Annotated in this window: 18 protein-coding genes; 7 read left to right on the top strand and 11 right to left on the bottom strand. The window is 37.5% G+C overall.

Features of this window, described 5'->3' with window-relative positions; translation table 11 throughout:
- Positions 1–59 precede the first annotated feature (59 nt).
- The gene (locus tag B6A32_RS10735; protein WP_085303786.1) at positions 60–2,324 is read left to right on the top strand and encodes a TonB-dependent receptor; all 2,265 of its coding nucleotides are present in this window, start codon (positions 60–62) and stop codon (positions 2,322–2,324) included.
- A 274-nt stretch (positions 2,325–2,598) separates the two neighbouring features.
- Here the strand turns inward: B6A32_RS10735 and B6A32_RS10730 are convergent, their stop codons facing one another.
- Both B6A32_RS10730 and ppsR read right to left on the bottom strand, forming a co-directional pair.
- Positions 2,599–3,648, bottom strand: coding sequence for a 3-deoxy-7-phosphoheptulonate synthase (locus B6A32_RS10730; RefSeq protein ID WP_085303784.1), 1,050 nt, complete (start codon positions 3,646–3,648; stop codon positions 2,599–2,601).
- Between the two features lie 127 nt (positions 3,649–3,775).
- Entirely contained in the window at positions 3,776–4,585 is an 810-nt protein-coding gene (ppsR, locus tag B6A32_RS10725; RefSeq protein WP_085303783.1) for a posphoenolpyruvate synthetase regulatory kinase/phosphorylase PpsR, read from the bottom strand.
- 206 nt (positions 4,586–4,791) lie between these two features.
- On the opposite strand from ppsR, the gene ppsA reads away from it, so the two are divergent.
- Together ppsA and ydiJ are read left to right on the top strand one after the other, a co-directional pair.
- On the top strand, positions 4,792–7,170 hold the full coding sequence (gene ppsA, locus B6A32_RS10720) for a phosphoenolpyruvate synthase (protein ID WP_085303782.1): 2,379 nt from the start codon (positions 4,792–4,794) through the stop codon (positions 7,168–7,170).
- 180 nt (positions 7,171–7,350) lie between these two features.
- Entirely contained in the window at positions 7,351–10,419 is a 3,069-nt protein-coding gene (ydiJ, locus tag B6A32_RS10715) for a D-2-hydroxyglutarate dehydrogenase YdiJ (RefSeq protein ID WP_085303781.1), read from the top strand.
- A gap of 149 nt (positions 10,420–10,568) precedes the next feature.
- Here ydiJ and B6A32_RS10710 read toward each other — a convergent pair whose 3' ends face one another.
- Positions 10,569–11,612, bottom strand: coding sequence for a Leu/Phe/Val dehydrogenase (locus tag B6A32_RS10710; protein ID WP_085303780.1), 1,044 nt, complete (start codon positions 11,610–11,612; stop codon positions 10,569–10,571).
- 207 nt (positions 11,613–11,819) lie between these two features.
- Between B6A32_RS10710 and B6A32_RS10705 the strand changes: the two genes are divergently transcribed.
- Positions 11,820–12,221: a DUF4826 family protein gene (locus B6A32_RS10705; protein WP_233131385.1), complete on the top strand. Its 402-nt coding sequence runs from the start codon at positions 11,820–11,822 to the stop codon at positions 12,219–12,221.
- Positions 12,222–12,261: 40 nt separating this feature from the next.
- Here the strand turns inward: B6A32_RS10705 and B6A32_RS10700 are convergent, their stop codons facing one another.
- The 7 genes from B6A32_RS10700 to B6A32_RS10670 all read right to left on the bottom strand — a co-directional run bounded on the left by B6A32_RS10700 (position 12,262) and on the right by B6A32_RS10670 (position 18,400).
- A complete protein-coding gene (locus B6A32_RS10700; protein ID WP_085303779.1) occupies positions 12,262–12,723 on the bottom strand; it encodes a GNAT family N-acetyltransferase in 462 nt (153 codons plus the stop codon).
- A 3-nt stretch (positions 12,724–12,726) separates the two neighbouring features.
- Positions 12,727–13,881, bottom strand: coding sequence for a cupin domain-containing protein (locus tag B6A32_RS10695; protein ID WP_085303778.1), 1,155 nt, complete (start codon positions 13,879–13,881; stop codon positions 12,727–12,729).
- A 191-nt stretch (positions 13,882–14,072) separates the two neighbouring features.
- Entirely contained in the window at positions 14,073–15,443 is a 1,371-nt protein-coding gene (purB, locus tag B6A32_RS10690; RefSeq protein ID WP_085303777.1) for an adenylosuccinate lyase, read from the bottom strand.
- 21 nt (positions 15,444–15,464) lie between these two features.
- On the bottom strand, positions 15,465–16,088 hold the full coding sequence (gene hflD / locus B6A32_RS10685; RefSeq protein WP_085303776.1) for a high frequency lysogenization protein HflD: 624 nt from the start codon (positions 16,086–16,088) through the stop codon (positions 15,465–15,467).
- A 12-nt stretch (positions 16,089–16,100) separates the two neighbouring features.
- Positions 16,101–17,246: a tRNA 2-thiouridine(34) synthase MnmA gene (gene mnmA, locus B6A32_RS10680; protein ID WP_085303775.1), complete on the bottom strand. Its 1,146-nt coding sequence runs from the start codon at positions 17,244–17,246 to the stop codon at positions 16,101–16,103.
- Between the two features lie 64 nt (positions 17,247–17,310).
- Positions 17,311–17,790, bottom strand: coding sequence for an NUDIX hydrolase (locus B6A32_RS10675; RefSeq protein WP_085303773.1), 480 nt, complete (start codon positions 17,788–17,790; stop codon positions 17,311–17,313).
- The gene (locus tag B6A32_RS10670; RefSeq protein ID WP_408607670.1) at positions 17,783–18,400 is read right to left on the bottom strand and encodes a pseudouridine synthase; all 618 of its coding nucleotides are present in this window, start codon (positions 18,398–18,400) and stop codon (positions 17,783–17,785) included. Before B6A32_RS10670 ends, B6A32_RS10675 begins: the two co-directional genes overlap by 8 nt.
- Positions 18,401–18,570: 170 nt before the next feature.
- On the opposite strand from B6A32_RS10670, the gene B6A32_RS10665 reads away from it, so the two are divergent.
- Positions 18,571–20,802 (top strand): NADP-dependent isocitrate dehydrogenase, encoded by a 2,232-nt coding sequence (locus tag B6A32_RS10665; protein WP_085303771.1) that lies wholly within the window; start codon positions 18,571–18,573, stop codon positions 20,800–20,802.
- A 284-nt stretch (positions 20,803–21,086) separates the two neighbouring features.
- Positions 21,087–22,337 (top strand): NADP-dependent isocitrate dehydrogenase, encoded by a 1,251-nt coding sequence (gene icd / locus B6A32_RS10660; protein ID WP_085303769.1) that lies wholly within the window; start codon positions 21,087–21,089, stop codon positions 22,335–22,337.
- Between the two features lie 137 nt (positions 22,338–22,474).
- On the opposite strand, the gene cspD is transcribed toward icd, so the two are convergent.
- A complete protein-coding gene (gene cspD, locus B6A32_RS10655; RefSeq protein ID WP_085303767.1) occupies positions 22,475–22,702 on the bottom strand; it encodes a cold shock domain-containing protein CspD in 228 nt (75 codons plus the stop codon).
- Between the two features lie 218 nt (positions 22,703–22,920).
- On the opposite strand from cspD, the gene clpS reads away from it, so the two are divergent.
- A complete protein-coding gene (clpS, locus tag B6A32_RS10650) occupies positions 22,921–23,241 on the top strand; it encodes an ATP-dependent Clp protease adapter ClpS (RefSeq protein ID WP_085303765.1) in 321 nt (106 codons plus the stop codon).
- Positions 23,242–23,252: the final 11 nt, after the last annotated feature.

Here is a 23,252-nt window from a genome sequence, read left to right as displayed (position 1 = left end):
AGTAAAATGAGAAAAATAAATTTTACACAAAACATAAACAGTTCTTGGGAGAGTACTACATGAATGTTTTTAAGAAGACGTCGCTCGCACTATGCGTAAATGCGGCTATTTTAGCATCTGCTGCAGGTGTTTCAACATCAGCATTAGCAGAAGAAAGTGCTAAAAACGCTGATGTTGTTGGCGTTGAAGTTATAGAAGTTACCGCTCGTAAGCGTACAGAAAATATCAAAGAAGTTCCAATTTCTGTATCAGCACTTACCCCTAAAAAATTAGAGGTTTTAGGTTCATCTGGTATGGATGTTAGAGCACTTTCAGCTAAAGTACCAAGCTTACTCATTGAATCTTCTTTTGGTCGTACATTCCCTAGATTTTATATTCGTGGTTTAGGCAACACAGATTTTGATCTACTAGCCTCACAACCAGTATCGTTAATATACGATGATGTTGTTTTAGAAAATGCCTTAACTAAAGGTATGCCAATGTTTGACATTGAGCGCGTTGAAGTTTTACGTGGTCCTCAAGGAACATTGTTTGGACGTAATACTCCCGCTGGTATTGTTAAAGTTCAATCGAAAAAGCCAACACAAGATTTTGACGCAAGTGTTTCTGCTTCATACGGTAGTTTTGATACCACTGATTTACGTGTAGCAGTAGGTGGTAGTTTAACCGATACATTATCAGCTCGAGTTGCATTATTACAACAAGATCGTGATGATTGGATAGATAACAAAGCACCTGGTTTTGAAGCTGAAGACCAACTAGGTGGCTACAGTGAAACTGCTGGTCGCTTACAATTGTTATGGGAACCAAGTGATGAATTCTCTGCATTGTTTAACTATCATTTTCGTGATGCAGAAGCTGATGCTCGTGTTTTTAGAGCAAATATCATCAAGCCGGGCACTAATGAATTAGTTGATGACTTTGATCGTGAAACTGTATTTCATGATGCTGCTTCTCGTAACAACCAAACGGTTGATATGAAAGGTGCTAGTTTAAGGCTTGAATATGACATGGGCGATCACACACTAACCTCTGTTACTGGTTATGAGTCTGCTGAAATGTTTTCAGTTGGTGATATTGATGGTGGCTACGGTGCTTCTTTCTTACCTGAAATGGGACCTGGTTTTATTCCATTCCCATCAGAAACTGGCGCAAGAATGCCAGATCACAAACAAATTACTCAAGAAATACGTATCGCGAGTAATGACTTAGGTAAGTTTGATTATCAATTTGGTTATTTCCTTTTTGATGAAGACTTAACGATTAACAACTTAAGTTTTGATACTTTAGGTGGTGGTGCACAAAACGGTATTGCTATCCAAAAAATGGAAACTTCGGCGTGGGCAGTTTTTGCATCACTTGATTATGAAGTTTCAGATAAGTTAACGATTAACGGTGGTTTACGTTATTCAGACGACAAACGTGATTGGGATGGCGAATTAGTTCAATCTCCATTTGGCGCACCAAGCTTTACTGAAAGTAACAATGTACAAGATTCACAAGTCAGTGGTGACTTAAGTGCTAGCTACAAATTAAATGATGAAACTAACGTTTATGCACGTTTAGCTCGTGGTTACCGTGCGCCAAGTATCCAGGGACGTAGTTTATTATTCTCAGCTAACTCAACAACAGCTGATTCTGAAACTGTTGACTCTGTAGAAACTGGTTTTAAATCAGTATTTTTAGAAAATACCGCACGTGTTGATGGCTCGGTTTACTACTATGTTGTGAATGACCAACAATTAACAGCTGTTGGTGGTACTGGTAACGTAGCAAGTTTACTTAATGCTGATAAGTCAGTTGGTTACGGTTTTGAACTTGACTCAGAATACTTTGTTACAGACGATTTAGTATTAACAGCAAGCGTTAGTTATAACCATACAGAATTACAAGATAAAAATGTAGCTGTGCCAGGTTGTGGCGGTGGTTGTACAGTAACTTCACCACTAAATGGTGACGGTTTAGCGTTAATCGATGGTAACTCACTACCGCAATCTCCAGAGTGGATTTCAAACTTTGCTGCTCGTTGGACTAAAGAAATTGCTGATGGTGAACTTTATATTTACACAGATTGGTCTTACCGTAGTGAAGTTAACTTCTTCTTATATGAGTCAACAGAGTTTACTGGCGATGGCTTACTAGAAGGCGGTATACGTGTTGGGTACGAATGGTACACCGACGGCGCTGAATATGAAGTGGCTGTATTTGGTCGTAATATTACTGATGAAGAGCAACTTACTGGTGCGATCGATTTCAATAACTTAACAGGTTATGTTAACGAACCTCGTTTCTGGGGTGTTGAATTTAAAGCGAACTTCTTTTAATAACGAGCTTTTTGTTATTGATTAGTTTTGTTTTAACAATACGTTAAAAATAAAAAACCGGCTATCAATTTGATATCCGGTTTTTTTATTGTTTGAATTTAAGTTTCAGAGCATCACATTAAATAACCTGAATTCTGGATAAGCAGCAACTTGCGTATCAAGTACGCATTATCCAGAGTTCAGGTTAAATAAGGTAGCTTAGATTAAAGCCGACTCCCCAGAAATGCCAATCTTGAGTTTTACTGCTATTACACTCTGGTTTTACATTCTGGTTTTACACTCTGGTTTTAATTGCATTAGCTAAAACCGTTAGTATGTCTTCGCTGGTATCTAAATTGATACATGCATCGGTAATACTTTGACCATAAACTAATGGCTCATTTGGTACAACTTTTTGATTTCCTGCAACCATAAAGCTTTCAATCATTACACCAAATATAGATTGATTACCTGTTGTTATTTGCTCAGCTAATGAATTTGCAACGTCAATTTGTTTGTTATGATCTTTATAACTATTGCCATGACTGCAATCAATCATTACTTTCTCAGGTAAACCTGCTTTATCTAATGTCTCACAGGTCTGTGTAATATACTTTTCTTGATAGTTTGGCTCTTTACCACCTCGTAAAATTACGTGTGCGTATGGATTACCATGTGTTTGATAAATACACATTTGGCCGCTTTTATCAGGTGAATAAAGCACGTGTGGAACGCTAGAAGCTTTTATAGCGTCAACGGCTATTTGAATGTTACCGTCAGTACCATTTTTAAAACCAACAGGGCATGAAAGCGCAGAAGCTAATTCTCTATGAACTTGGCTTTCTGTTGTACGCGCACCAATAGCCCCCCAACTGATCAAATCTGAAATATACTGGCCAGTTACCATATCTAAAAATTCAGTTCCGGCAGCTAAACCTAATTTATTAATTTCCATTAATAAATTGCGGGCTAAATTTAAACCTTTAGCAACCTTAAATGATTTGTCTAGATCAGGATCACTGATTAAACCTTTCCAACCGACAGTGGTACGAGGCTTTTCAAAATATACTCGCATGACTATCAGTAATTCGCTGGCATACTTTTCTTGCAGTACTTTTAATTTTTTTGCGTAGTCAATGGCCGCTTCAGTGTCATGTATTGAGCAAGGGCCAATAATAACCAATAAACGTTTGTCGTCGCCTTTAATGATGGCTTCAATTTCTTTACGGCTTTTAATGATGAAATTGGCGGTGTCGTCGTCAAGCGGTATTTGCTCTGCAAGTTCAGCAGGCGAAACTAAATTATCAATTAATGTGGTTCTAAATTCATCTGTTTTTATAGTCATGTTCTTTCAAATGCTGGTTAGCCTGCATATATTGATGCAGCGCAATAATATTATCGCGCTAACATAACGAATATAAGCAATTATGTGAACCGCTTTCGAAGAATTAATGAAACTAAATTGTTATAAGTTAATATTTATAACGCTGAAGACCGGTTTCTGATAGTATTTTAGCCGTTATTTCTTCAACAGACAGTTTAGTCGTATTTAGGAAGGGAATTTTTTCTTGTTTATAGAGCTTTTCAACTTCTCGTATTTCCATCCGACATTGGCGAGCAGAAGAGTACTTTGTATTTGCCATTCTGCCATCGCGAATATCGACAAGTCTTTCTGCGTCTATTGTTAAGCCAAATATTTTCTTTTTATGCATTTTTAAAAACGACGGTATTTTTAATTCGTCCATGTCATCATCGGTAAAAGGGTAATTTGCTGCTTTAATACCATATTGCAGTGCTAAATAAAGCGCTGTTGGTGTTTTACCAGAGCGAGAAACACCAACGAGGATAACATCGGCATGCTCATAGTTAGTAACATTTGAGCCATCGTCATTAGCTAACGAGTAGTTAACCGCGTCGATACGATAATCATAACTGTTTTCATGAATACTATGGGTTCTATGGGCTTTAGGTTTTGCTTTAATACCCAACTTTTCTTCAAGTGGGGCAATAAAGTGCTCGAGGAAGTTATAAATAACCCCATCACAGCCGTCAATAATTTCTCTAATATCTGGATTAACAAAGGTATGGAATACTAAAGGCGGCATACCGGTTCGCTTGGCTGCTTTATTAATACGTTTACATGCTTCAATTGCTTTTTCTTTTGTTTCAACAAAAGAAATAGTGTCATGCTCAAACTCCATAGGAAAAAGAGATAACAGTGCATGACCAAAAACTTCAGATGTTATTGCTGTGCCGTCCGAAATATAAAAAGCTGCCCGCATTTTTTATCCTATATATTATTCTGAAATGAAAGGTGAAAATATTTAAATAGTACTTTAGTTTCAAGGTTAGCAGTGTAAAATGTCTGTGGCATGAAATAAACCACTTATTAGTACAAAAATAGATAAAAGCGTTAAGAAAGATATTTTTAGCATATTTTTGATAGATAGCTTTCTTAAATTTTATTATGTCTAGTGGAGATGTTGTCGTGCAAGAATACGTGCTTTGGTATGAAGATTTAGGAATGAATGATGTTGACCGTGTTGGCGGTAAAAATGCATCATTGGGTGAAATGATTTCCAATCTTTCGAATGTGGGTGTGCAAGTGCCTGGTGGCTTTGCAACTACCTCGTTTGCTTTTAATGAATTTCTAGAACAAAGTGGTGTAAACGATAAAATTTATCGGTTGCTTGATGATTTAGATGTCAGTGATGTAAATGCTTTAGCTGAATGCGGTGCAAAAATTCGTCAATGGATTATCGATACCCCATTCCTACCTGATATGCAAAGCGATATTGAACAAGCTTACGCTAAGCTTGCAGGTGGTTTTGCTGATGATGCCTCATTTGCTGTTCGTTCATCTGCAACCGCTGAAGATATGCCAGACGCTTCTTTCGCTGGCCAGCAAGAAACCTTTCTAAACGTTCGTGGACTCGATGCTGTAATGGTAGCGATTAAACACGTTTTTGCCTCTCTTTTTAACGACCGTGCTATTTCTTACCGTGTACATCAAGGCTACGACCACCGCGGTGTTGCGCTTTCCGCTGGCATTCAACGTATGGTTCGCAGTGATATTTCATCAAGTGGCGTTATGTTCTCTATCGATACTGAATCTGGTTTTGAAGATGTGGTATTTGTTACTTCAAGCTATGGTTTAGGTGAAATGGTTGTGCAGGGTGCCGTTAACCCAGATGAATTTTATGTTCATAAGCCAACGTTAGCTAAAGGAAAACCTGCAGTTGTACGCCGTAATATTGGTAGTAAAGCCATTAAAATGATTTACGCTGCTAACGAAGAACATGGCAAGCAAGTTGAAATTGTCGATATCGACCAAGCACAATCTGATACCTTTTCACTTAATGATAAAGAGGTTGAAGAACTCGCCAAGCAAGCGGTTATCATTGAAAAGCATTATGGCCGAGCAATGGATATTGAATGGGCTAAAGATGGCCTAGACGGTAAACTATATATAGTACAAGCACGTCCAGAAACAGTTAAAAGTCGTGAAAATGCTAATGTAATGGAGCAATTTCAATTACAAGCAACGGCAGATATTATCTGTGAAGGGCGCTCTATTGGTCATAAAATAGGTAGTGGTCAGGCAAAAGTATTATCATCGCTAGCTGAAATGGATAAAATTTTACCAGGCGATGTTTTAGTTACGGATATGACCGACCCAGATTGGGAGCCAATTATGAAACGTGCTTCTGCTATTGTCACTAACCGTGGTGGAAGAACATGTCATGCTGCCATTATCGCTCGTGAAATGGGTATTCCTGCGGTTGTTGGTTGTGGTGATGCAACATCAAAAATTGCTACAGGCGATGACGTAACAGTTTCTTGTGCTGAAGGAGATACCGGTTTCATTTACCAAGGTAAATTAGACTTCACTGTTACCACATCAGAAGTCGACGCAATGCCTGACTTACCTTTAAAAATAATGATGAACGTAGGTAACCCAGATCGCGCATTCGCTTTTGCTCGTTTACCACATGCTGGTATTGGATTAGCACGTTTAGAATTTATTATTAACAAAATGATTGGTGTTCATCCTAAAGCTTTATTAAATTTTGATGAGCAATCAGCCGATTTACAAGATGAAATTCGCGATATAATTGCGGGTTACGATAACCCTGTAGAGTTTTATATTGCCAAGCTAACCGAAGGTATTTCTACCTTAGCCGCAGCATATGCCCCTGAAAAAGTTATTGTGCGCATGTCTGATTTTAAATCAAATGAGTACGCTAATTTAGTTGGCGGTGACAATTTCGAACCAGAAGAAGAAAACCCGATGATTGGTTATCGTGGTGCTTCTCGTTATATCTCTAAAGACTTTAGAGATTGTTTTGCTCTTGAGTGTGAGGCGATTAAACGCGTGCGTAACGATATGGATATGACCCATGTTGAGATCATGATCCCATTCGTACGTACACTCGACGAAGCGGCTGCTGTTATTGAGATTCTTGCAGAGCATGGCTTAAAACGCGGTGAAAATGGTTTACGTATTATTATGATGTGTGAATTACCTTCGAACGCTTTACTGGCTGATCAATTCTTAGATTACTTTGATGGTTTTTCAATTGGTTCTAATGACTTAACACAGCTTACGTTAGGTTTAGACCGAGATTCAGGTTTAGTGGCGCATTTGTTTGACGAACGCGACCCAGCAATCAAAATTTTACTAGAAATGGCCATTAAAGCCTGTAAGGCGCGTGGTAAATACGTAGGAATTTGTGGTCAAGGCCCATCTGATCACGAAGACTTTGCCGCTTGGTTAGTTGAAAAAGGCATTGAAAGCTTATCACTAAACCCAGATACCGTATTGCCAACATGGTTATATTTAGCAGAGCAACACAAAAAATCATAATAAATTAACCTTAATCGGTTGAAAGTAAATTATGACCTTATTAAAGCCTAAGTACTTGTTTGTTATTACTTGTGATTACAATGACAAAAAAGTTCTTAGGCTTTTGTTGTAAAACGATTAAATTAACAAAGTCTCATGATATAATATTTTTCACATAATATTGTTAATAGACTTTTATCCATGTTACCTCGCTTAAGTCCTCAAGAGTTAGTTTCTCCATTATATCAAGAGTTTGCCGAAATATTGGCGACTAAATCGTTCTCAGGTGATATAAATTTCCAGTACAGTGCTCGATTAGCGCATGCCACTGATAACAGTATTTATCAACAACTTCCTCAATTAGTACTGCATCCTCGTAACAAATCAGATATTCAAATTATTACTTTGCTCGGCAGCGAAGATAAATTCAACGGCATTAAATTTAGTGCACGTGGTGGCGGCACCGGGACTAATGGACAAAGCCTGACCCCAGGTATTGTTATCGACTTATCAAAATACATGAACCGTATTTTAGAGATTAATGTTCAAGAAAACTGGGTACGTGTTGAAGCGGGTGTTATTAAAGATCAACTCAATGATTATTTAAGACCTTATGGTTTTTTCTTCTCGCCTGACTTATCAACCAGTAACCGCGCCACTGTGGGGGGAATGATCAACACGGATGCCTCAGGTCAAGGATCATTAGTTTACGGTAAAACCTCTGATCATGTTTTAGCATTAGAAAGTGTTTTGGCAAACGGTGAAATACTGCAAACAAAACCTCAAAGCATGGAACAAGCACAATTACTTGCTCAGCAGGAGGGTACAGAAGCAAAATTAATGCAACAAGTACTTAACTCATGTGTTGATAATCGCGTACAGATTTTAGAAAAATTTCCGCGCTTAAATCGATTTTTAACAGGCTACGACTTAGAAAACGTATTCAATCATGACATGTCTATGGTTGACTTAAGTCGTATTATTACTGGCTCAGAAGGCTCGTTAGCCTTTGTTTGTGAAGCTAAACTGAACTTAACGCCTATTGCGAATGCTAAAACGTTAATTAATATTAAATATGACAGCTTTGATTCAGCACTACGCCACTCTCCAAGCTTAGTAGAAGCGAAAGCAACTTCTGTTGAAACAATAGACAGTACAGTACTTAATTTAGCAAAACAGGATATTGTGTGGCAATTAGTCAGTGATATGCTGCAAGATGTTGATGGTGCCGTTATGGACGGTATCAACATGGTGGAATACAACGGCGAAAGTATTGAAAGTGTTGCCGACCAAGTTTCTGCTTTATGTGCAGAGCTTGATAAAGATATTGCCAATAAAACCGGCGTTATTGGTTATCAAGTAACATCTGATCTTACCAGCATAGGTAAATTGTATACTATGCGTAAGAAAGCAGTAGGCTTGTTGGGCAACACCAAAGGCAGCCAAAAACCGCTAGCATTTGCTGAAGACACTGCTGTGCCACCTGAAAACTTAGCCGATTACATAGTAGAATTTAGAGCATTGCTCGATGGCTATGGTTTGCACTACGGTATGTTCGGTCATGTGGATGCCGGAGTTTTACACGTGCGACCAGCACTCGATATGTGTGACCCTGAACAAGAAGTTTTACTGAGAGATATTTCAGATAAAGTGGTGGCGTTAACGGCTAAATATGGCGGGTTAATGTGGGGTGAACATGGTAAAGGTTACCGCAGCGAATACGGTCCAGAGTTTTTTGGCGAAACATTATTTCTTGAGTTAAGAAAAATTAAAGCCGCTTTTGACCCACTAAACAAAATGAACCCAGGTAAAATTTGTACGCCTTATCTTTCGACAGAAAAACTAGTTTCTGTCGATGATAAAAAACGCGGTTTTTATGACAGACAAATCCCTACTAAGGTAAAAACTTCCTTTAATTCAGCGCTCGATTGCAACGGTAACGGTTTGTGTTTCAATTATGACCTTGATAGCCCTATGTGTCCTTCCAGCAAGGTAACGCGTGACCGAAGGCAGTCTCCGAAAGGTAGGGCTGGCTTGATGCGTGAGTGGTTACGCTTATTAGAGACTAAAGGTGTTGATGTGCTTGTTATGGAGCAAAATATTCAAAACTGGTCCGTTAAAAGTCTATTAGATAAGGTGAAAAACCGTTTAACTAACGTTTTAAATCGCGATGATGCAGATGACTTCTCCCATGAAGTTATGGAAGCAATGCAAGGATGTTTAGCGTGTAAAGCTTGTGCGAGCCAATGCCCAGTTAAGGTTGATGTGCCAGATTTTAGAGCGCGTTTTATTAACCTATATCACACTCGTTATTTTAGACCATTAAAAGATCATTTAGTGGCGAATGTAGAGTGGATGACACCTTTGATGGCTAAAACACCAAAACTAGTCAACAGTGTTTTAGCTTCAAGTATTTACGATAAATTATCGCAAGTCTCTATTGGTTATGTTGATACGCCTTTATTATCAATCCCGACTTTAACACAAAGAATAGCTCAGCATAAATTTACCCCTTTTGATTTATCAGCATTGAAGAGTATGACCGCAGATAAACGTGCAAAAACGCTATTAATTGTGCAAGATCCGTTTACATCATTTTATGATGCAAAGGTTGTTGAAGATTTTATGTTATTAGCTAGAAAGCTAGGGTTCGACCCAATACTTTTACCTTTCAAACCCAATGGTAAACCGCAGCATGTAAAAGGTTTTTTAGCTAAATTTGCTAAAACAGCTAAAAACACGGCGGAGTTTTTAAATGAAGTACACCAACTTGATATACCTATGGTAGGTTTAGACGCTTCATTAGCCTTATGTTTTAGAGATGAATACAAGCAAGCATTAGGGGAATATCGTGGTGATTTTGAAGTTAAATTGGCTCATGAGTGGCTGATAACACTCATAGATAACAACGTTAGTCCTGTAATTACAGTACAAAGCGCTAGTAGCATAGCTTATAAACTATTTGCCCATTGTACTGAAAAGACTGCCTTAGCTGGCAGTGAAGGGCAGTGGGTAAAGATTTTCAAACATTTTGGTTTAAATTTATCTAATACCTCTTTAGGTTGCTGTGGCATGGCTGGTACATATGGCCATGAAAAAGTGAATCTTGATAACTCTACCTCGCTTTATAAAATGAGCTGGCAGGATAAAGTAGTACAATTAGCCTCAGCGCAAATTTTAGTTACCGGTTATTCGTGTAGAAGCCAGATAAAACGCTTAGATAACAAAGTTACACTACACCCGGTGCAAGCTTTGCTAAATGAGTTATAAAACTTCAGGTAAAGTCACACCTCTTTAAAACAAAAAAAGCACCTTAGGTGCTTTTTTATTTTTCTAGGTCAGTTTTAATACTGATAGCTGATAGCTGATAGCTGATAGCTGATAGCTGATAGCTGATAGCTGATAGCTGATAGCTATACTTACTTAGCACCTGCAGCGATAATATTACGCGCCATTTCATCTGCAATAAAGCCGGTGGGCATATTGTTAGTCTTTGCTGTTTCAAAAACAGTCATCAAAGTGTTATAGATATTCTCTACTAACTTTGTTGCACTTTTCGCACAATAAGGTTCAGGATAAATCTCTAATGCCACATTAATAATACCACCAGCATTGATAACATAATCAGGTGCGTACAAAATACCTTTTTCAAGTAAAGCTTTGTCATGACGTGATTCTGCTAATTGGTTATTTGCACAACCCGCGATAATACTTGCTTTCAATTGCACGATTGTTTCATCATTAATAGATGCACCAAGTGCACAAGGAGAGTACACATCAACATCTTGGCTATAGATTTCATCTAAACCAACAACAGTAGCATTTAGCTCTTTTGCTGCTCTATCTAAAGCGACTGGGTTAATATCAGTTACGATCAATTCTGCACCTGCAGCATGTAATTTTTCACAAAGTGAATAACCTACGCTACCTAAGCCTTGAACGGCTACTTTAATGCCCGTTAATTCGTCCTTTCCTAACTTAAACTTAACGGCTGCTTTAATGCCTAAAAAAGTACCTAAAGCAGTAAAAGGACCAGGGTTACCACTTTTACCTTCAAGTCCTGAAACGAACGCAGTGCTTTGATTAACAATTGCCATATCACCTGTTGTGATATTAATATCTTCTGCAGTGTAGTAACGGCCATTTAAATTATTAACCGCATGGCCGAAGGCTTTAAATAATGCGTCTGATTTTAATGTTTTGGCATCACCAATAATAACGCCTTTACCACCGCCAAGCTTTAAGCCGGCCATAGCATTTTTATATGTCATGCCTTTAGATAAACGTAATACATCTTTAAGAGCGGCTTCATCGCTTGCATAATCCCAAAAACGACACCCACCGGCAGCAGGGCCTAATGCGGTACTATGAACAGCTATGATAGCTTTAAGTCCTGATGCGTCGTCACTACAGTATACAACTTGCTCGTGGTTATCAAAATCTACTAAATCAAAAACGGCCACTATCGAAATCTCCAATGATTTGAAAATAGTTTAAGTATTATTTTTTACTTAAACTAGGGTTGTAATAATTCGCTGCGCACAATACCATTTAGGCAATTGCTTCGCTACTGAAGCTGCGAATAAATTTGTACTTTGCTGTGAACTAATTCATACAAACTTTCTTAATGTTAATAACTTATTAATATAAACAATAAAAAGACCATAAATATGACAAAAAAATTAGAAATGACTCAAGACGAACAACAAGCTTGGGTTCGCGAACAATATTTAAAAGCTACTAAGTATCTAGCGCAAAAAGGCTTGGTCACTGAGAGCGTAGCAGATACAGAAAGCCGTTATTTAATTCCATTAATGGCGGTTTGGAAAATTAATTTAATCGACAAAACTAAAGTGTGGGTTATTAGCGGAGATTTACCTACAGATCACCTCGTTTTAGAAGAAAATGAATCAGCACGTAATGTTTTACGTCACTTTACTTTTAAATGGCAAATACAAGCAGATGGCCTTTTAAAAAGTGATTCTCAAGAACAAGTTGATTATGCGAAATTATTAATGTCTAAGGCCGAAGGTCTTTATCAACTTTATGCTAAAGATGATGTATGGGCTTAACAGTCCATTGTAATAAATGTTGGTGATTATCTAAGTCAATTTAATGGCTTAGATAATACTTCGCTGGAGTGACTTGTTCCAAAAGACAAGTCATTTTTTGTTTAGGCATGCCAGCCTCCATAAAAACTGCCCCGGTTGTATTAAAATTATATTGACGAAAATAATCGATAATCTCTAAAGGGCTATAAATAAATATTTCTTTTAACTCCATTTCCTTCGCTATGGTAAAAAGCTTTTCTAAGATAATTTTATCCACTTGATCTTTACGACAGTCTTTTAACACGGCAATACGACTAATTTCTCCGCTTGATAAAATTCGCCCTGTGCCAATGGGCTCTTGGGTTTTATCGTGACAAGCCAGTACATGATTAGCAAAGTAATCTTTTCGATCAAACTCAATTTTCTTAGGTATTCGCCATTCATAAACAAATACCTGCTCTCTGACATTTTTTAAAAGTGGGGCTGCTTGCTCCCACTGTACTCTACTAACTGTGTATGACATTTTTTAATCTATATACCAATAGCCCTTATTTAATACACTAGTTAACAATTGTTTGTTTTTCAAACAAATTGCGAGATTTTTAACTTCATGAGTACTTAACGCTTGTTGTTGTGCTAATTTCTCACCCAATGGAAGAGTTTGGTTATCAAGTAAAAAGCTCTCACCATTGATAAATAGTGTTGTTTGTTCATCATTAATTAGTGCCACTTTTAAACCTGAAACCGGCATAAAACTAATTTCGGGTTCAGATAATATATCGTTGAGTTTACTTTCATCTATATCTTCAACCGGTATTAATATTTCCATGGCATGATGACCTTGGGTTAAATATTGCCCGATAAACTGTTCGTAAAATGACTCTTGTTCAAGCTGCTGCAACATAAATGCTTTTAGTTGTTGCTTATCTTTTGGTGTAATGAGGTAACTTGTATTCGTTAACGCTCTATCTGGATCACTAAACCTTTCTTCGCCTAAGTTATTATCAATCAGTTTATCAGCAAAATTTGACCATAAATCTTGGCTAGAAGGCGCTTGGAAACCAATAGAGAAGTTGACTGAATTTTCAATTGATATGCCTTTATGCGGATGATTAGGTGGAATATAAAGTAAATCTCCGGCTTGGGTAATTTCATCAATAACAGGCGTAAACTCAGAAACTTGTTTCAGATCTGCATGGGGTAACAGGTTGGTTAAAGTGTTGTCAGGTGCGCCCACTTGCCAATGTCTTTTTCCACTACCTTGAACAATAAATACATCGTACTGATCTAAATGTGCACCAACACCGCCATTTGGCGTTGAAAAACTTACCATGACATCGTCTATTCGCCAGTTAGGTATAAACGAAAATGGCTTTAACAGGGCATCTGTTGGTCGAGACCAGTTGTTGACTGCTTGCACTAATAAAGTCCAATAAGATTCACCGTATTGAGAGAAATCTTCAAATGGACCATGATCAACCTGCCAATTGTCATTATTATCAACACTGATAATGCGAGACTCAATTTCAGCCTCCATCGCTAATCCGGCTAATTCATCTGCAGAAATTGTATCTTCAAAGTTTGAAAAGGCTTGTTTGATCAGCAAAGGTTTTTTTTGCCAGTACTCTTTAAGAAATATTTCTGGAGATAAATCTCCCCAATTTAACGATTCTAAATTCATTTTTAACCCTTATAATCAACAGTAATAGCGCAATGTAAATACTAAAATAAACATGCTTACAATGTCGGTACTATTGATTGTTTTGAATAGTAAATAACTCAATAGTCAATAACTAAAGAGCAAATAACAAAAAGGGAGCCTAGCGGATCCCTTTATTATTAACTTTTTAAGCTTATTTTATTGTAATGAGCTTAGTCTAGCTCATTGATAAACTCTACCGCGCGACCGATATAAGATGCTGGTGTCATTTCACAAAGCTGTGCTTTTGCAGCATCTGGTAATTCTAACGTCATAATAAATTCGCGCATTGAATCACCGTTAACACGTTTACCACGGGTTAATTCTTTAAGTTTTTCGTATGGTTTTTCAATGCCGTATCTGCGCATAACTGTTTGAATTGGCTCAGCTAAAACTTCCCAGTTTGCATCTAACTCAGCTAATAAGTTCGCTTCATTTACTTGTAATTTACTGATGCCTTTACGTGTTGCTTGATAAGCAATTAAGGTATGAGCAAAACCAACACCTAAGTTACGAAGTACAGTCGAATCAGTTAAGTCACGCTGCCAGCGAGAGATAGGCAATTTTTGTGCTAAATGCGTAAATAACGCGTTAGCAATGCCTAAGTTACCTTCAGAATTTTCAAAATCTATTGGGTTAACTTTATGTGGCATTGTTGATGAGCCAATTTCACCCGCAATGGTTTTTTGCTTGAAATGTCCCATAGCGATGTAACCCCAAATATCACGATCGAAATCAATGAGGATGGTATTAAAGCGTGCAATGGCGTCAAATAGCTCGGCAATGTAATCATGTGGTTCAATTTGTGTTGTAAATGGGTTGAAGCTTAAGCCTAATGAATTAACAAACTCATCCGCAAAGTTATGCCAATTTACTTCAGGGTATGCTGATAAATGCGCATTGTAGTTACCCACTGCACCATTAATTTTACCTAACATTTCAACTTGAGCAATTTGCTGACGTTGACGTTTTAAACGCACGTAAACATTGGCCATTTCTTTACCTAGCGTACTCGGTGAAGCCGGTTGACCATGAGTACGACACATCATAGGGATATTTTTATATTCAACGGCTAATGCTTTTATATCAGCTAGAATATCGTCAATCATAGGCATTAGTACGTTTTCACGACAGTCAGATAACATTAAACCGTGTGAAAGGTTGTTAATATCTTCAGAGGTACAAGCAAAATGAATAAACTCAGTAATAGCATTTAATTCAGCATTAGCGCTGATTTTTTCTTTTAGAAAATACTCAACGGCTTTTACATCATGGTTAGTTGTTGCTTCAATGTCTTTGATATTTTGAGCGTCAGCTTCAGAGAATTCACTCACAATAGCATCTAACAAAGCATTCGCTTGAGCAGAAAAGGCAGGAACTTCGGCTATTTCAGCGGTAGCCGCTAGTTTTTGTAACCAACGTACTTCTACTGTTACACGGTATTTAATTAAGCCAAACTCGCTAAAAATAGGGCGTAATGATTTAACTTTACTACCATAACGACCGTCAACCGGTGATATCGCAGTTAATGCTGAAAGTTCCATAGTATATTCCTGAGGTTATATTTAAATTTCTTTAAGTAATTGTTTGGCGCACGCGACCATTTTTGTGCGACCAAAGAGTATATTTCTACGTTTACCACCGACTTGACGCCATAACACACTTGAACGGATACCGGCGAGTAATAGCGCCCGAATTTTATGTTGGTTAGTTTGCTGCTTTAGTAAGCTTGGTTCGCCAGCAACTTGTATTGGTGTACCAATTGGACTGAGTAAGTCGCTGTAAATACTAGCTAAACTAGCAACAAGTGTTTCGCTGGTAATATCGTAGTGTGCTAATTGACGTTGGCTTTGTTCAATACGGCCACCTAAAAGTGCTAACTGACCTTTTTTATTGGCTAAGCGTCTTTCTAAGCCTAATAAGCTAACAACATAACGGGTTAATTCTGGATCTTTTTCTTTTGTTTGATTACCTAATTGCTCTATTAAAGCTTTTAATCCAGATTTTAAATGCGCAATATCGTTACTATAAACGTCTAAAATATTGTCAGGAGAAGTCACCATAATACTGTTGAGCATAATACCAAGCTCTGATTCTTCCACTGCACCAGTGCGCGCTATGTTCTGCACTAACACGGCAGTTTGACATACTGCTGCTAAGGTAATTGTTTGTTTTTCTAAATTATTCATGAATATCTTTTATTAGCGAATCAGGGAATTAATAATACCGCCACCAAGGCAAATATTATCTTGATAAAACACCACAGATTGTCCTGGTGTTACTGAGCTTTGTGACTCTGAAAACATCACTAAGTATTCACCATTTGCCATAGGTGATAAGTTACAGGCAACATCTTCTTGGCGATAGCGGGTTTTAACTGTGCAACTAATCGGTGTTGTTAAGTCAACGCGATCAACTAAGTGTAATTGATTAGCAATTAAGCCTTTAGAAAATAGGCGAGGGTGGTCGTGTCCTTGACCAACAATTAATACGTTACGCTCAAGATCTTTATCAACCACATACCATGGCGCTTCACCGGCATTTGCAAGTCCGCCAATACGTAAACCTTTACGCTGACCTAAGGTGTGATACATTAAACCGTCGTGTTCACCAATAGCTTCACCTTCAGGTGTTTCAATAACGCCTGGCTGTGCCGGTAAGTATTTACCTAAGAAATCTTTAAATTTACGCTCACCAATAAAACATATGCCGGTGCTGTCTTTTTTATTGTGCGTGATCAAGTCTGCTTTTTCAGCAATAGCACGTACTTCTGGTTTCTCAATATGTCCAACAGGAAATAATGTTCTGCCGACTTGCTGATGACTTAATGTGTATAGAAAATAGCTTTGATCTTTATTGCTGTCCAAACCTCGGTGCATTTGCCATTTGCCATTACAATATTCACGTTGAACGTAATGCCCTGTAGCAATGTAATCAGCGCCTAAATCTTCACAGGCAAATTCAAGAAACGCTTTAAATTTAATTTCTTTATTACACATAATATCAGGGTTAGGTGTTCTTCCTGCTTTATATTCAGCAAGGAAATACTCAAACACGTTATCCCAATATTCGGTAGCAAAATTAATAGTGTGAAGTTTAATACCGAGTTTCTTACAAACATTTTCTGCATCTGCTAAGTCTTCAGCAGCGGCACAATACTCGTCATTATCATCTTCTTCCCAGTTTTTCATGAACAAGCCTTCAACTTGGTAGCCTTGTTCAATTAATAAATAAGCAGAAACAGATGAGTCAACACCACCCGACATACCCACGATAACTTTCGTGTCTTTAGGTAATTTCTCGTTTGGCGCAGTTGAGTTTAGATTTACATGTTCGTTAGAGGTCATGACAACTATATTTCTATGGAAAATGGCGCGAAATTATAGCATGGTCATTCAGCGTGATGATAGATTAAAGATTAGATTTTAGGTGACTTAATGGAATTTTTTTGCCGCTAAGGTAGTCTTCGATGCATTCAAGCACTAATGAACTGCGTAATTGAGCAGATTTTGCTTTAATTTCATCATATGTTAACCAATGACATGCAAGAATTTCAGTATCTTGTGGTTTGCATGGTTCAAAACAGTCACGCTCAATAACAAAGCAAAATCGTAAATAATATAGCGATAAAGACGCTCGAAAATAATAGTAAATACCACTGAGGTAATCTACAGAGCTAACTAATCCCGTTTCTTCTTCAAGCTCTCGTATTGCCGCGTCAACTAAGTTTTCATTAGCTTCTAGATGGCCAGCGGGTTGATTATAAACCGTACGTCCATTTTCAATCTCCTCTACTAATAAAAACTTACCTTGGCAAACAACGACAACGGCAACGGTAGTATTAGGCTTAAATTGCGCGCTGCCATGAGGGTTTGAAGTTAAATCATTCATGTTTTACTCTCTTATATTCACCATTGTTAATACCATCTAAAGTCCATTTTCCTATGCTGTAGCGGATTAATCTTAAAGTAGGAAAGCCAATATGGGCGGTCATTCTTCTAACTTGTCTGTTTTTCCCTTCCTGTAAAGTTATTTCTAGCCAAGTGGTAGGAATAGCAGCACGCTCTCGAATGGCTGGTACTCGAGGCCAAATATTGGGCTCTGTAATTATGCTAACTTTTGCTGGCTTAGTGAGTCCATCTTTAAGATTTAAACCTTGCCTAAAGGCAATAAGATCATCTTCAGTCGGGGCACCTTCAACTTGTGCCCAATACACTTTGCTGGTTTTTTGGCTAGGATTAGCTAATTTATGCTGAAGCTTACCGTCGTTGGTTAGTAGCAGTAATCCTTCGCTATCTCTGTCTAAGCGTCCTGCCGCATAAACATCCTTTACATCAACATAATCTTTAAGGGTATTTCTATTTTGATCATCAGTAAATTGGCATAGTACGTCAAAGGGTTTGTTAAAAAGTACAATTTCAGGGCTAAAGTCAACTGGTCGTACCTTTTGCGGTTTTCGCTTATATTTAGCCGTAAGCTTTTGATTTTGTTTTATTGTCACAAATATTAACTCTATAAAATTTTGTTAGAAAATAATTCATCTATTTTAATGCGCTTTGAATTCCTATATTATGCGCGCGAAAATATTTTTTATCGATAAAATGAATAATTATTCGTCATTGAATGTGTATTCATTTTATCGATATATGGCAAATCAGCAAAGGATTTTAAATGACCACAGATACATCAAAAATTATTTATACAATTACCGATGAAGCGCCAGCTTTAGCTACGCATTCTTTTTTACCTATCGTAAAAGCATTTACTGCTTCTTCAGCAATCGATGTTGAAACGCGCGATATTTCATTGGCCGGTCGTATAATTTCTAATTTCCCTAAATATTTAACAGCTGAGCAACGTATGGACGATGCATTAGCTGAGCTTGGCGAATTAGCAAAAACACCTGAAGCTAACATTATTAAATTACCTAATATTTCTGCTTCTATCCCTCAATTACAAGCGGCAATAAAAGAATTACAAGCGAAAGGTTATAACTTACCTAATTACCCTGAAGAGCCACAAAACGAAGCTGAAGAGTCAATTAAATTAACTTACGCTAAAGTACTTGGCTCTGCAGTAAACCCGGTTTTACGTGAAGGTAACTCTGACCGTCGTGCTCCTGGTTCAGTTAAGCAATATGCGCGTACTAACCCGCACTCAATGGGTAAATGGTCGCCTACGACTAAGTCACATGTTGCACATATGCAATCAGGTGATTTTTACGGTAGCGAAAAGTCAACGACCATTAATGGCGCAACTAACGTTAAAATCGAATTTGTTGCTCAAAATGGTGATGTTACTTTATTAAAAGAGCATTTACCTTTACTTGATAAAGAAGTTATTGATGCTTCAGTGATGAGTAAAAAAGCATTAGTTGAATTTTTTACTGCTGAAACAGAAAAAGCTAAATCTGAAAATGTTTTACTTTCTCTTCACTTAAAAGCCACGATGATGAAAGTGTCTGACCCAATTATGTTTGGTCATGCTGTAAAAGTATTCTACAAAGATGTTTTTGAAAAACACGGCGCTACTTTTAATCAATTAGGTGTTGATGCCAATAACGGTATTGGTGATGTTTACGCTAAAATTGGCCGTTTATCTGATGAAAAGAAAGCTGAAATTGAAGCTGATATTAATGCCGTTTATGCTACTCGTCCTGAATTAGCTATGGTTGATTCTGATAAAGGTATCACTAATTTACATGTACCAAGTGATGTAATTATTGATGCGTCTATGCCAGCTGCATTACGTGCTTCAGGTATGATGTGGGCACCAGATGGAACGCAAAAAGAAACTAAATTTATGATCCCTGATCGTAACTACGCAGGTGTATTTTCTGCAGTTGTTGATTTTTGTCGTGAAAACGGTGCATTTAACCCAACGACAATGGGCACAGTACCAAATGTTGGCTTAATGGCGCAAAAAGCTGAAGAGTATGGTTCACATGACAAAACTTTCACTATGTCTGGTGAAGGTACAATGCGCGTTGTTGACGATAGTGGTACAACATTATTAGAGCACGCGGTTAGCGAAGGTGATATCTGGAGAATGTGTCAAGCTAAAGATGCACCGATCCAAGATTGGGTTAAATTAGCTGTAACACGTGCTAAGGCAACTAACGTTCCTGCTATTTTCTGGTTAGATGCTAACCGTGGTCACGATGCAGAAATGATCAAGAAAGTTAATACTTATCTTGCTGATCACGACACTACCGGCCTAGATATTCAAATTATGGCGCCTGTTGAAGCTTGTGATTATACATTAGCTCGCGTTGCTAAGGGTGAAGATACGATTTCAGTAACAGGTAACGTACTACGTGACTACTTAACTGATTTATTCCCAATTTTAGAGCTAGGTACTAGTGCTAAAATGCTTTCAATTGTACCCCTAATGAATGGCGGTGGTTTATTTGAAACGGGTGCCGGTGGTTCAGCGCCTAAGCACGTACAACAGTTCGAAAAAGAAAACCACTTACGTTGGGACTCTTTAGGTGAATTTTTAGCTTTAGCGGCTTCTTTAGAGCACTTAAGCGTAAATACTGGCAATGCGAAAGCACAAGTATTGGCAGATACACTCGATGAAGCTACAGCTAAGTTCTTGCAAGAGAATAAATCACCATCTCGTCGTGTTAACGAGCTAGATAACCGTGGGTCACATTTTTACCTTGCTTTGTACTGGGCTCAAGCCTTGGCTGAACAAAATAAAGACGAAACTTTAAAATCAAGTTTTGTTGCCGTTGCTCAAGCATTAACTAAGCAAGAAGCAAAAATTGTTGAGGAACTTAACAGTGCTCAAGGGCCAAGTATGAACATTAATGGTTATTACTTTGCAGATGCCGATTTAGCTGACAAAGCTATGCGTCCAAGTGCAACGCTAAATACTATTTTATCTAGCTTACTTTAATTATTTTTAAAGCATAAATTAAACATAAGTTAGTCAAGAGCTAGGCAATTGCCTAGCTTTTTTTTGTCTGAAATTTAAGCTCTTATACAAAGGGTGATATGAAAATAAACCCATTTATTTCCTATAAAAGTTTGCAATTAAATTAAAGCAACGGTTTAATCATTCATAGCAGTTATACTAAACATCATGATTTCAGTATTAGTGTCGCTGCGCTTTTTCTATTAGTTTAAGGGAAAAGAAACTAGCAAACGGCTATTTTTATTAGTAAATTTAGGAGAACTCGTATGTCGAACCATGTAATTATTCCTAGTGCAGGCGCTAAAATCACCTCAGAACAAGGTTTGTTAAAAGTACCTAATAACCCAATTATCCCATTTATCGAAGGCGATGGAATAGGTGTCGATGTTACCCCACCTATGATGAAAGTTGTTGATGCTGCAGTAGCTAAAGCTTACGGCAGTGAAAAGAAAATTCATTGGATGGAAGTTTATGCCGGTGAAAAAGCAACGCAAATGTATGATTCTGAAACTTGGTTGCCTGATGAAACTTTAGACATGTTCAAAGAATATAAAGTGGGCATAAAAGGTCCGCTTACAACCCCTGTTGGTGGTGGTATGCGTTCTTTAAACGTTGCTTTAAGGCAGATTCTTGATTTATATGTATGTCAACGACCAGTGCAATGGTTTACCGGTGTTCCAAGCCCAGTAAAGAAGCCTAGCGAAGTAGATATGGTTATTTTTAGAGAAAACTCTGAAGACATATACGCAGGTATTGAATACCAAGCAGGTACAGATCAAGCTAACAAGATGATCAAATTTTTAACTGAAGAAATGGGTGTTACAAAAATTCGCTTCCAAGAGAATTGTGGTATTGGTATTAAACCTGTTTCTAAAGAAGGTACCCAAAGATTAGTGCGTAAAGCTATTCAGTACGCTATAGATAATGATCGTGAGTCAGTTACTTTAGTGCACAAAGGCAACATCATGAAGTTTACTGAAGGTGCCTTCAAAGAGTGGGGTTATGAATTAGCCAGAGAAGAGTTCGGTGCTGATTTAATGAATGGCGGTCCTTGGTGTACGCTTAAAAACCCTAAAACAGGCAAAGAAATTATCATCAAAGATGTAATTGCTGATGCTATGCTGCAACAAATTTTATTACGTCCGGCAGAATATAGTGTTATTGCAACGTTGAATTTAAACGGTGACTATTTATCAGATGCTTTAGCAGCACAAGTAGGCGGTATTGGTATCGCACCTGGCGCTAATTTAAATGATGATGTGGCGATTTTTGAAGCTACTCATGGCACAGCACCTAAATATGCGGGTCTAAATAAAGTAAACCCAGGTTCAGTTATATTATCTGCTGAAATGATGTTAAGACATATGGGGTGGACTGAAGCGGCTAACTTACTGTTAAAGGGCATGTCTGGTGCTATCAATGCGAAAACAGTGACGTATGATTTTGAACGTTTAATGGATAATGCGACCTTAGTCACTTGTTCTGAATTTGGCGATTGTATTATTAATAATATGTAAACTGATAATATGTAATACGTAGCAGCATTTAAGTGCTAATTTATTTATCATGATTTTTAAGGTAAATAAAGTTCGTTAAATATAAAAAAACACAGCTAAATAGCTGTGTTTTTATTTTTACTATTCTCAGTATCTTATTAATTGTCTGAGTCTGATTCTATTTCTGATGGAGTAATACTTGCAGCGTGATCGCCTTTTGGGCCAGCATTTAACTCGTAATTAACATCTTGACCCGCTTTTAACGTACGGTATCCTTCCATTTGAATTGTTGAATAATGAGCGAAAATATCTTCACCACCATCCTCTGGACGAATAAAACCAAAACCTTTCGCATTATTAAACCATTTAACTGTACCGTGAGCCATACATCAACATCCTTCTAAATTCATCGGTAATTAGGTATGCTTTCCACAAAGCATTATCTAAAGCATCATTATTTACACAAGATGACTAAAAAATAGCCATTAAAGTAAATCGTAGATAATAATTAAAAATAGTCAAGTGTTAAGTAACATAATTTCATTTTTTAGTTATTATTTTTTAAATCTCAAGCAAAATTTAACTGACAGACTAATATAGAATTATGAGTAAATGGAAAGAATTAATAGGTGACCAAACAGTTCTTGATGACGAGGTTATTGAAAAATTTGATAAACCCCCAATGTATACAGTTGTGCTTTTAAATGATGACTACACACCGATGGATTTCGTTATCGATGTGTTATGTAGATTTTTTAATATGGATTCAGAACAAGCAACAGATGTGATGTTAGCGATTCATTATAAAGGGAAGGGACGTTGTGGTACCTTTACAGCTGAAGTAGCAGAAACTAAAGTTGATCAAGTGCTAAGTTACGCAACGAGTAATGAACACCCGCTTAAATGTACTATGGAAAAAGCGTAATTACGCAAGAT

The sequence above is a fragment of the Colwellia polaris genome (assembly GCF_002104515.1).
GTDB lineage: Bacteria > Pseudomonadota > Gammaproteobacteria > Enterobacterales > Alteromonadaceae > Cognaticolwellia > Cognaticolwellia polaris.
The sequence above is the reverse complement of the archived record's forward strand: the minus strand, read 5'-3'. Positions and strand labels throughout refer to the sequence as shown.

Excerpts from the sequence above, each read along its gene's own strand:
- B6A32_RS10735 (WP_085303786.1), top strand. The coding sequence starts at position 60 with ATGAATGTTTTTAAGAAGACGTCGCTCGCACTATGCGTAAATGCGGCT.
- B6A32_RS10730 (WP_085303784.1), bottom strand. The coding sequence starts at position 3,648 with ATGACTATAAAAACAGATGAATTTAGAACCACATTAATTGATAATTTA.
- ppsR (WP_085303783.1), bottom strand. The coding sequence starts at position 4,585 with ATGCGGGCAGCTTTTTATATTTCGGACGGCACAGCAATAACATCTGAA.
- ydiJ (WP_085303781.1), top strand. The coding sequence starts at position 7,351 with ATGTTACCTCGCTTAAGTCCTCAAGAGTTAGTTTCTCCATTATATCAA.
- B6A32_RS10705 (WP_233131385.1), top strand. The coding sequence starts at position 11,820 with ATGACAAAAAAATTAGAAATGACTCAAGACGAACAACAAGCTTGGGTT.
- B6A32_RS10700 (WP_085303779.1), bottom strand. The coding sequence starts at position 12,723 with ATGTCATACACAGTTAGTAGAGTACAGTGGGAGCAAGCAGCCCCACTT.
- B6A32_RS10695 (WP_085303778.1), bottom strand. The coding sequence starts at position 13,881 with ATGAATTTAGAATCGTTAAATTGGGGAGATTTATCTCCAGAAATATTT.
- purB (WP_085303777.1), bottom strand. The coding sequence starts at position 15,443 with ATGGAACTTTCAGCATTAACTGCGATATCACCGGTTGACGGTCGTTAT.
- hflD (WP_085303776.1), bottom strand. The coding sequence starts at position 16,088 with ATGAATAATTTAGAAAAACAAACAATTACCTTAGCAGCAGTATGTCAA.
- mnmA (WP_085303775.1), bottom strand. The coding sequence starts at position 17,246 with ATGACCTCTAACGAACATGTAAATCTAAACTCAACTGCGCCAAACGAG.
- B6A32_RS10675 (WP_085303773.1), bottom strand. The coding sequence starts at position 17,790 with ATGAATGATTTAACTTCAAACCCTCATGGCAGCGCGCAATTTAAGCCT.
- B6A32_RS10665 (WP_085303771.1), top strand. The coding sequence starts at position 18,571 with ATGACCACAGATACATCAAAAATTATTTATACAATTACCGATGAAGCG.
- icd (WP_085303769.1), top strand. The coding sequence starts at position 21,087 with ATGTCGAACCATGTAATTATTCCTAGTGCAGGCGCTAAAATCACCTCA.
- cspD (WP_085303767.1), bottom strand. The coding sequence starts at position 22,702 with ATGGCTCACGGTACAGTTAAATGGTTTAATAATGCGAAAGGTTTTGGT.
- clpS (WP_085303765.1), top strand. The coding sequence starts at position 22,921 with ATGAGTAAATGGAAAGAATTAATAGGTGACCAAACAGTTCTTGATGAC.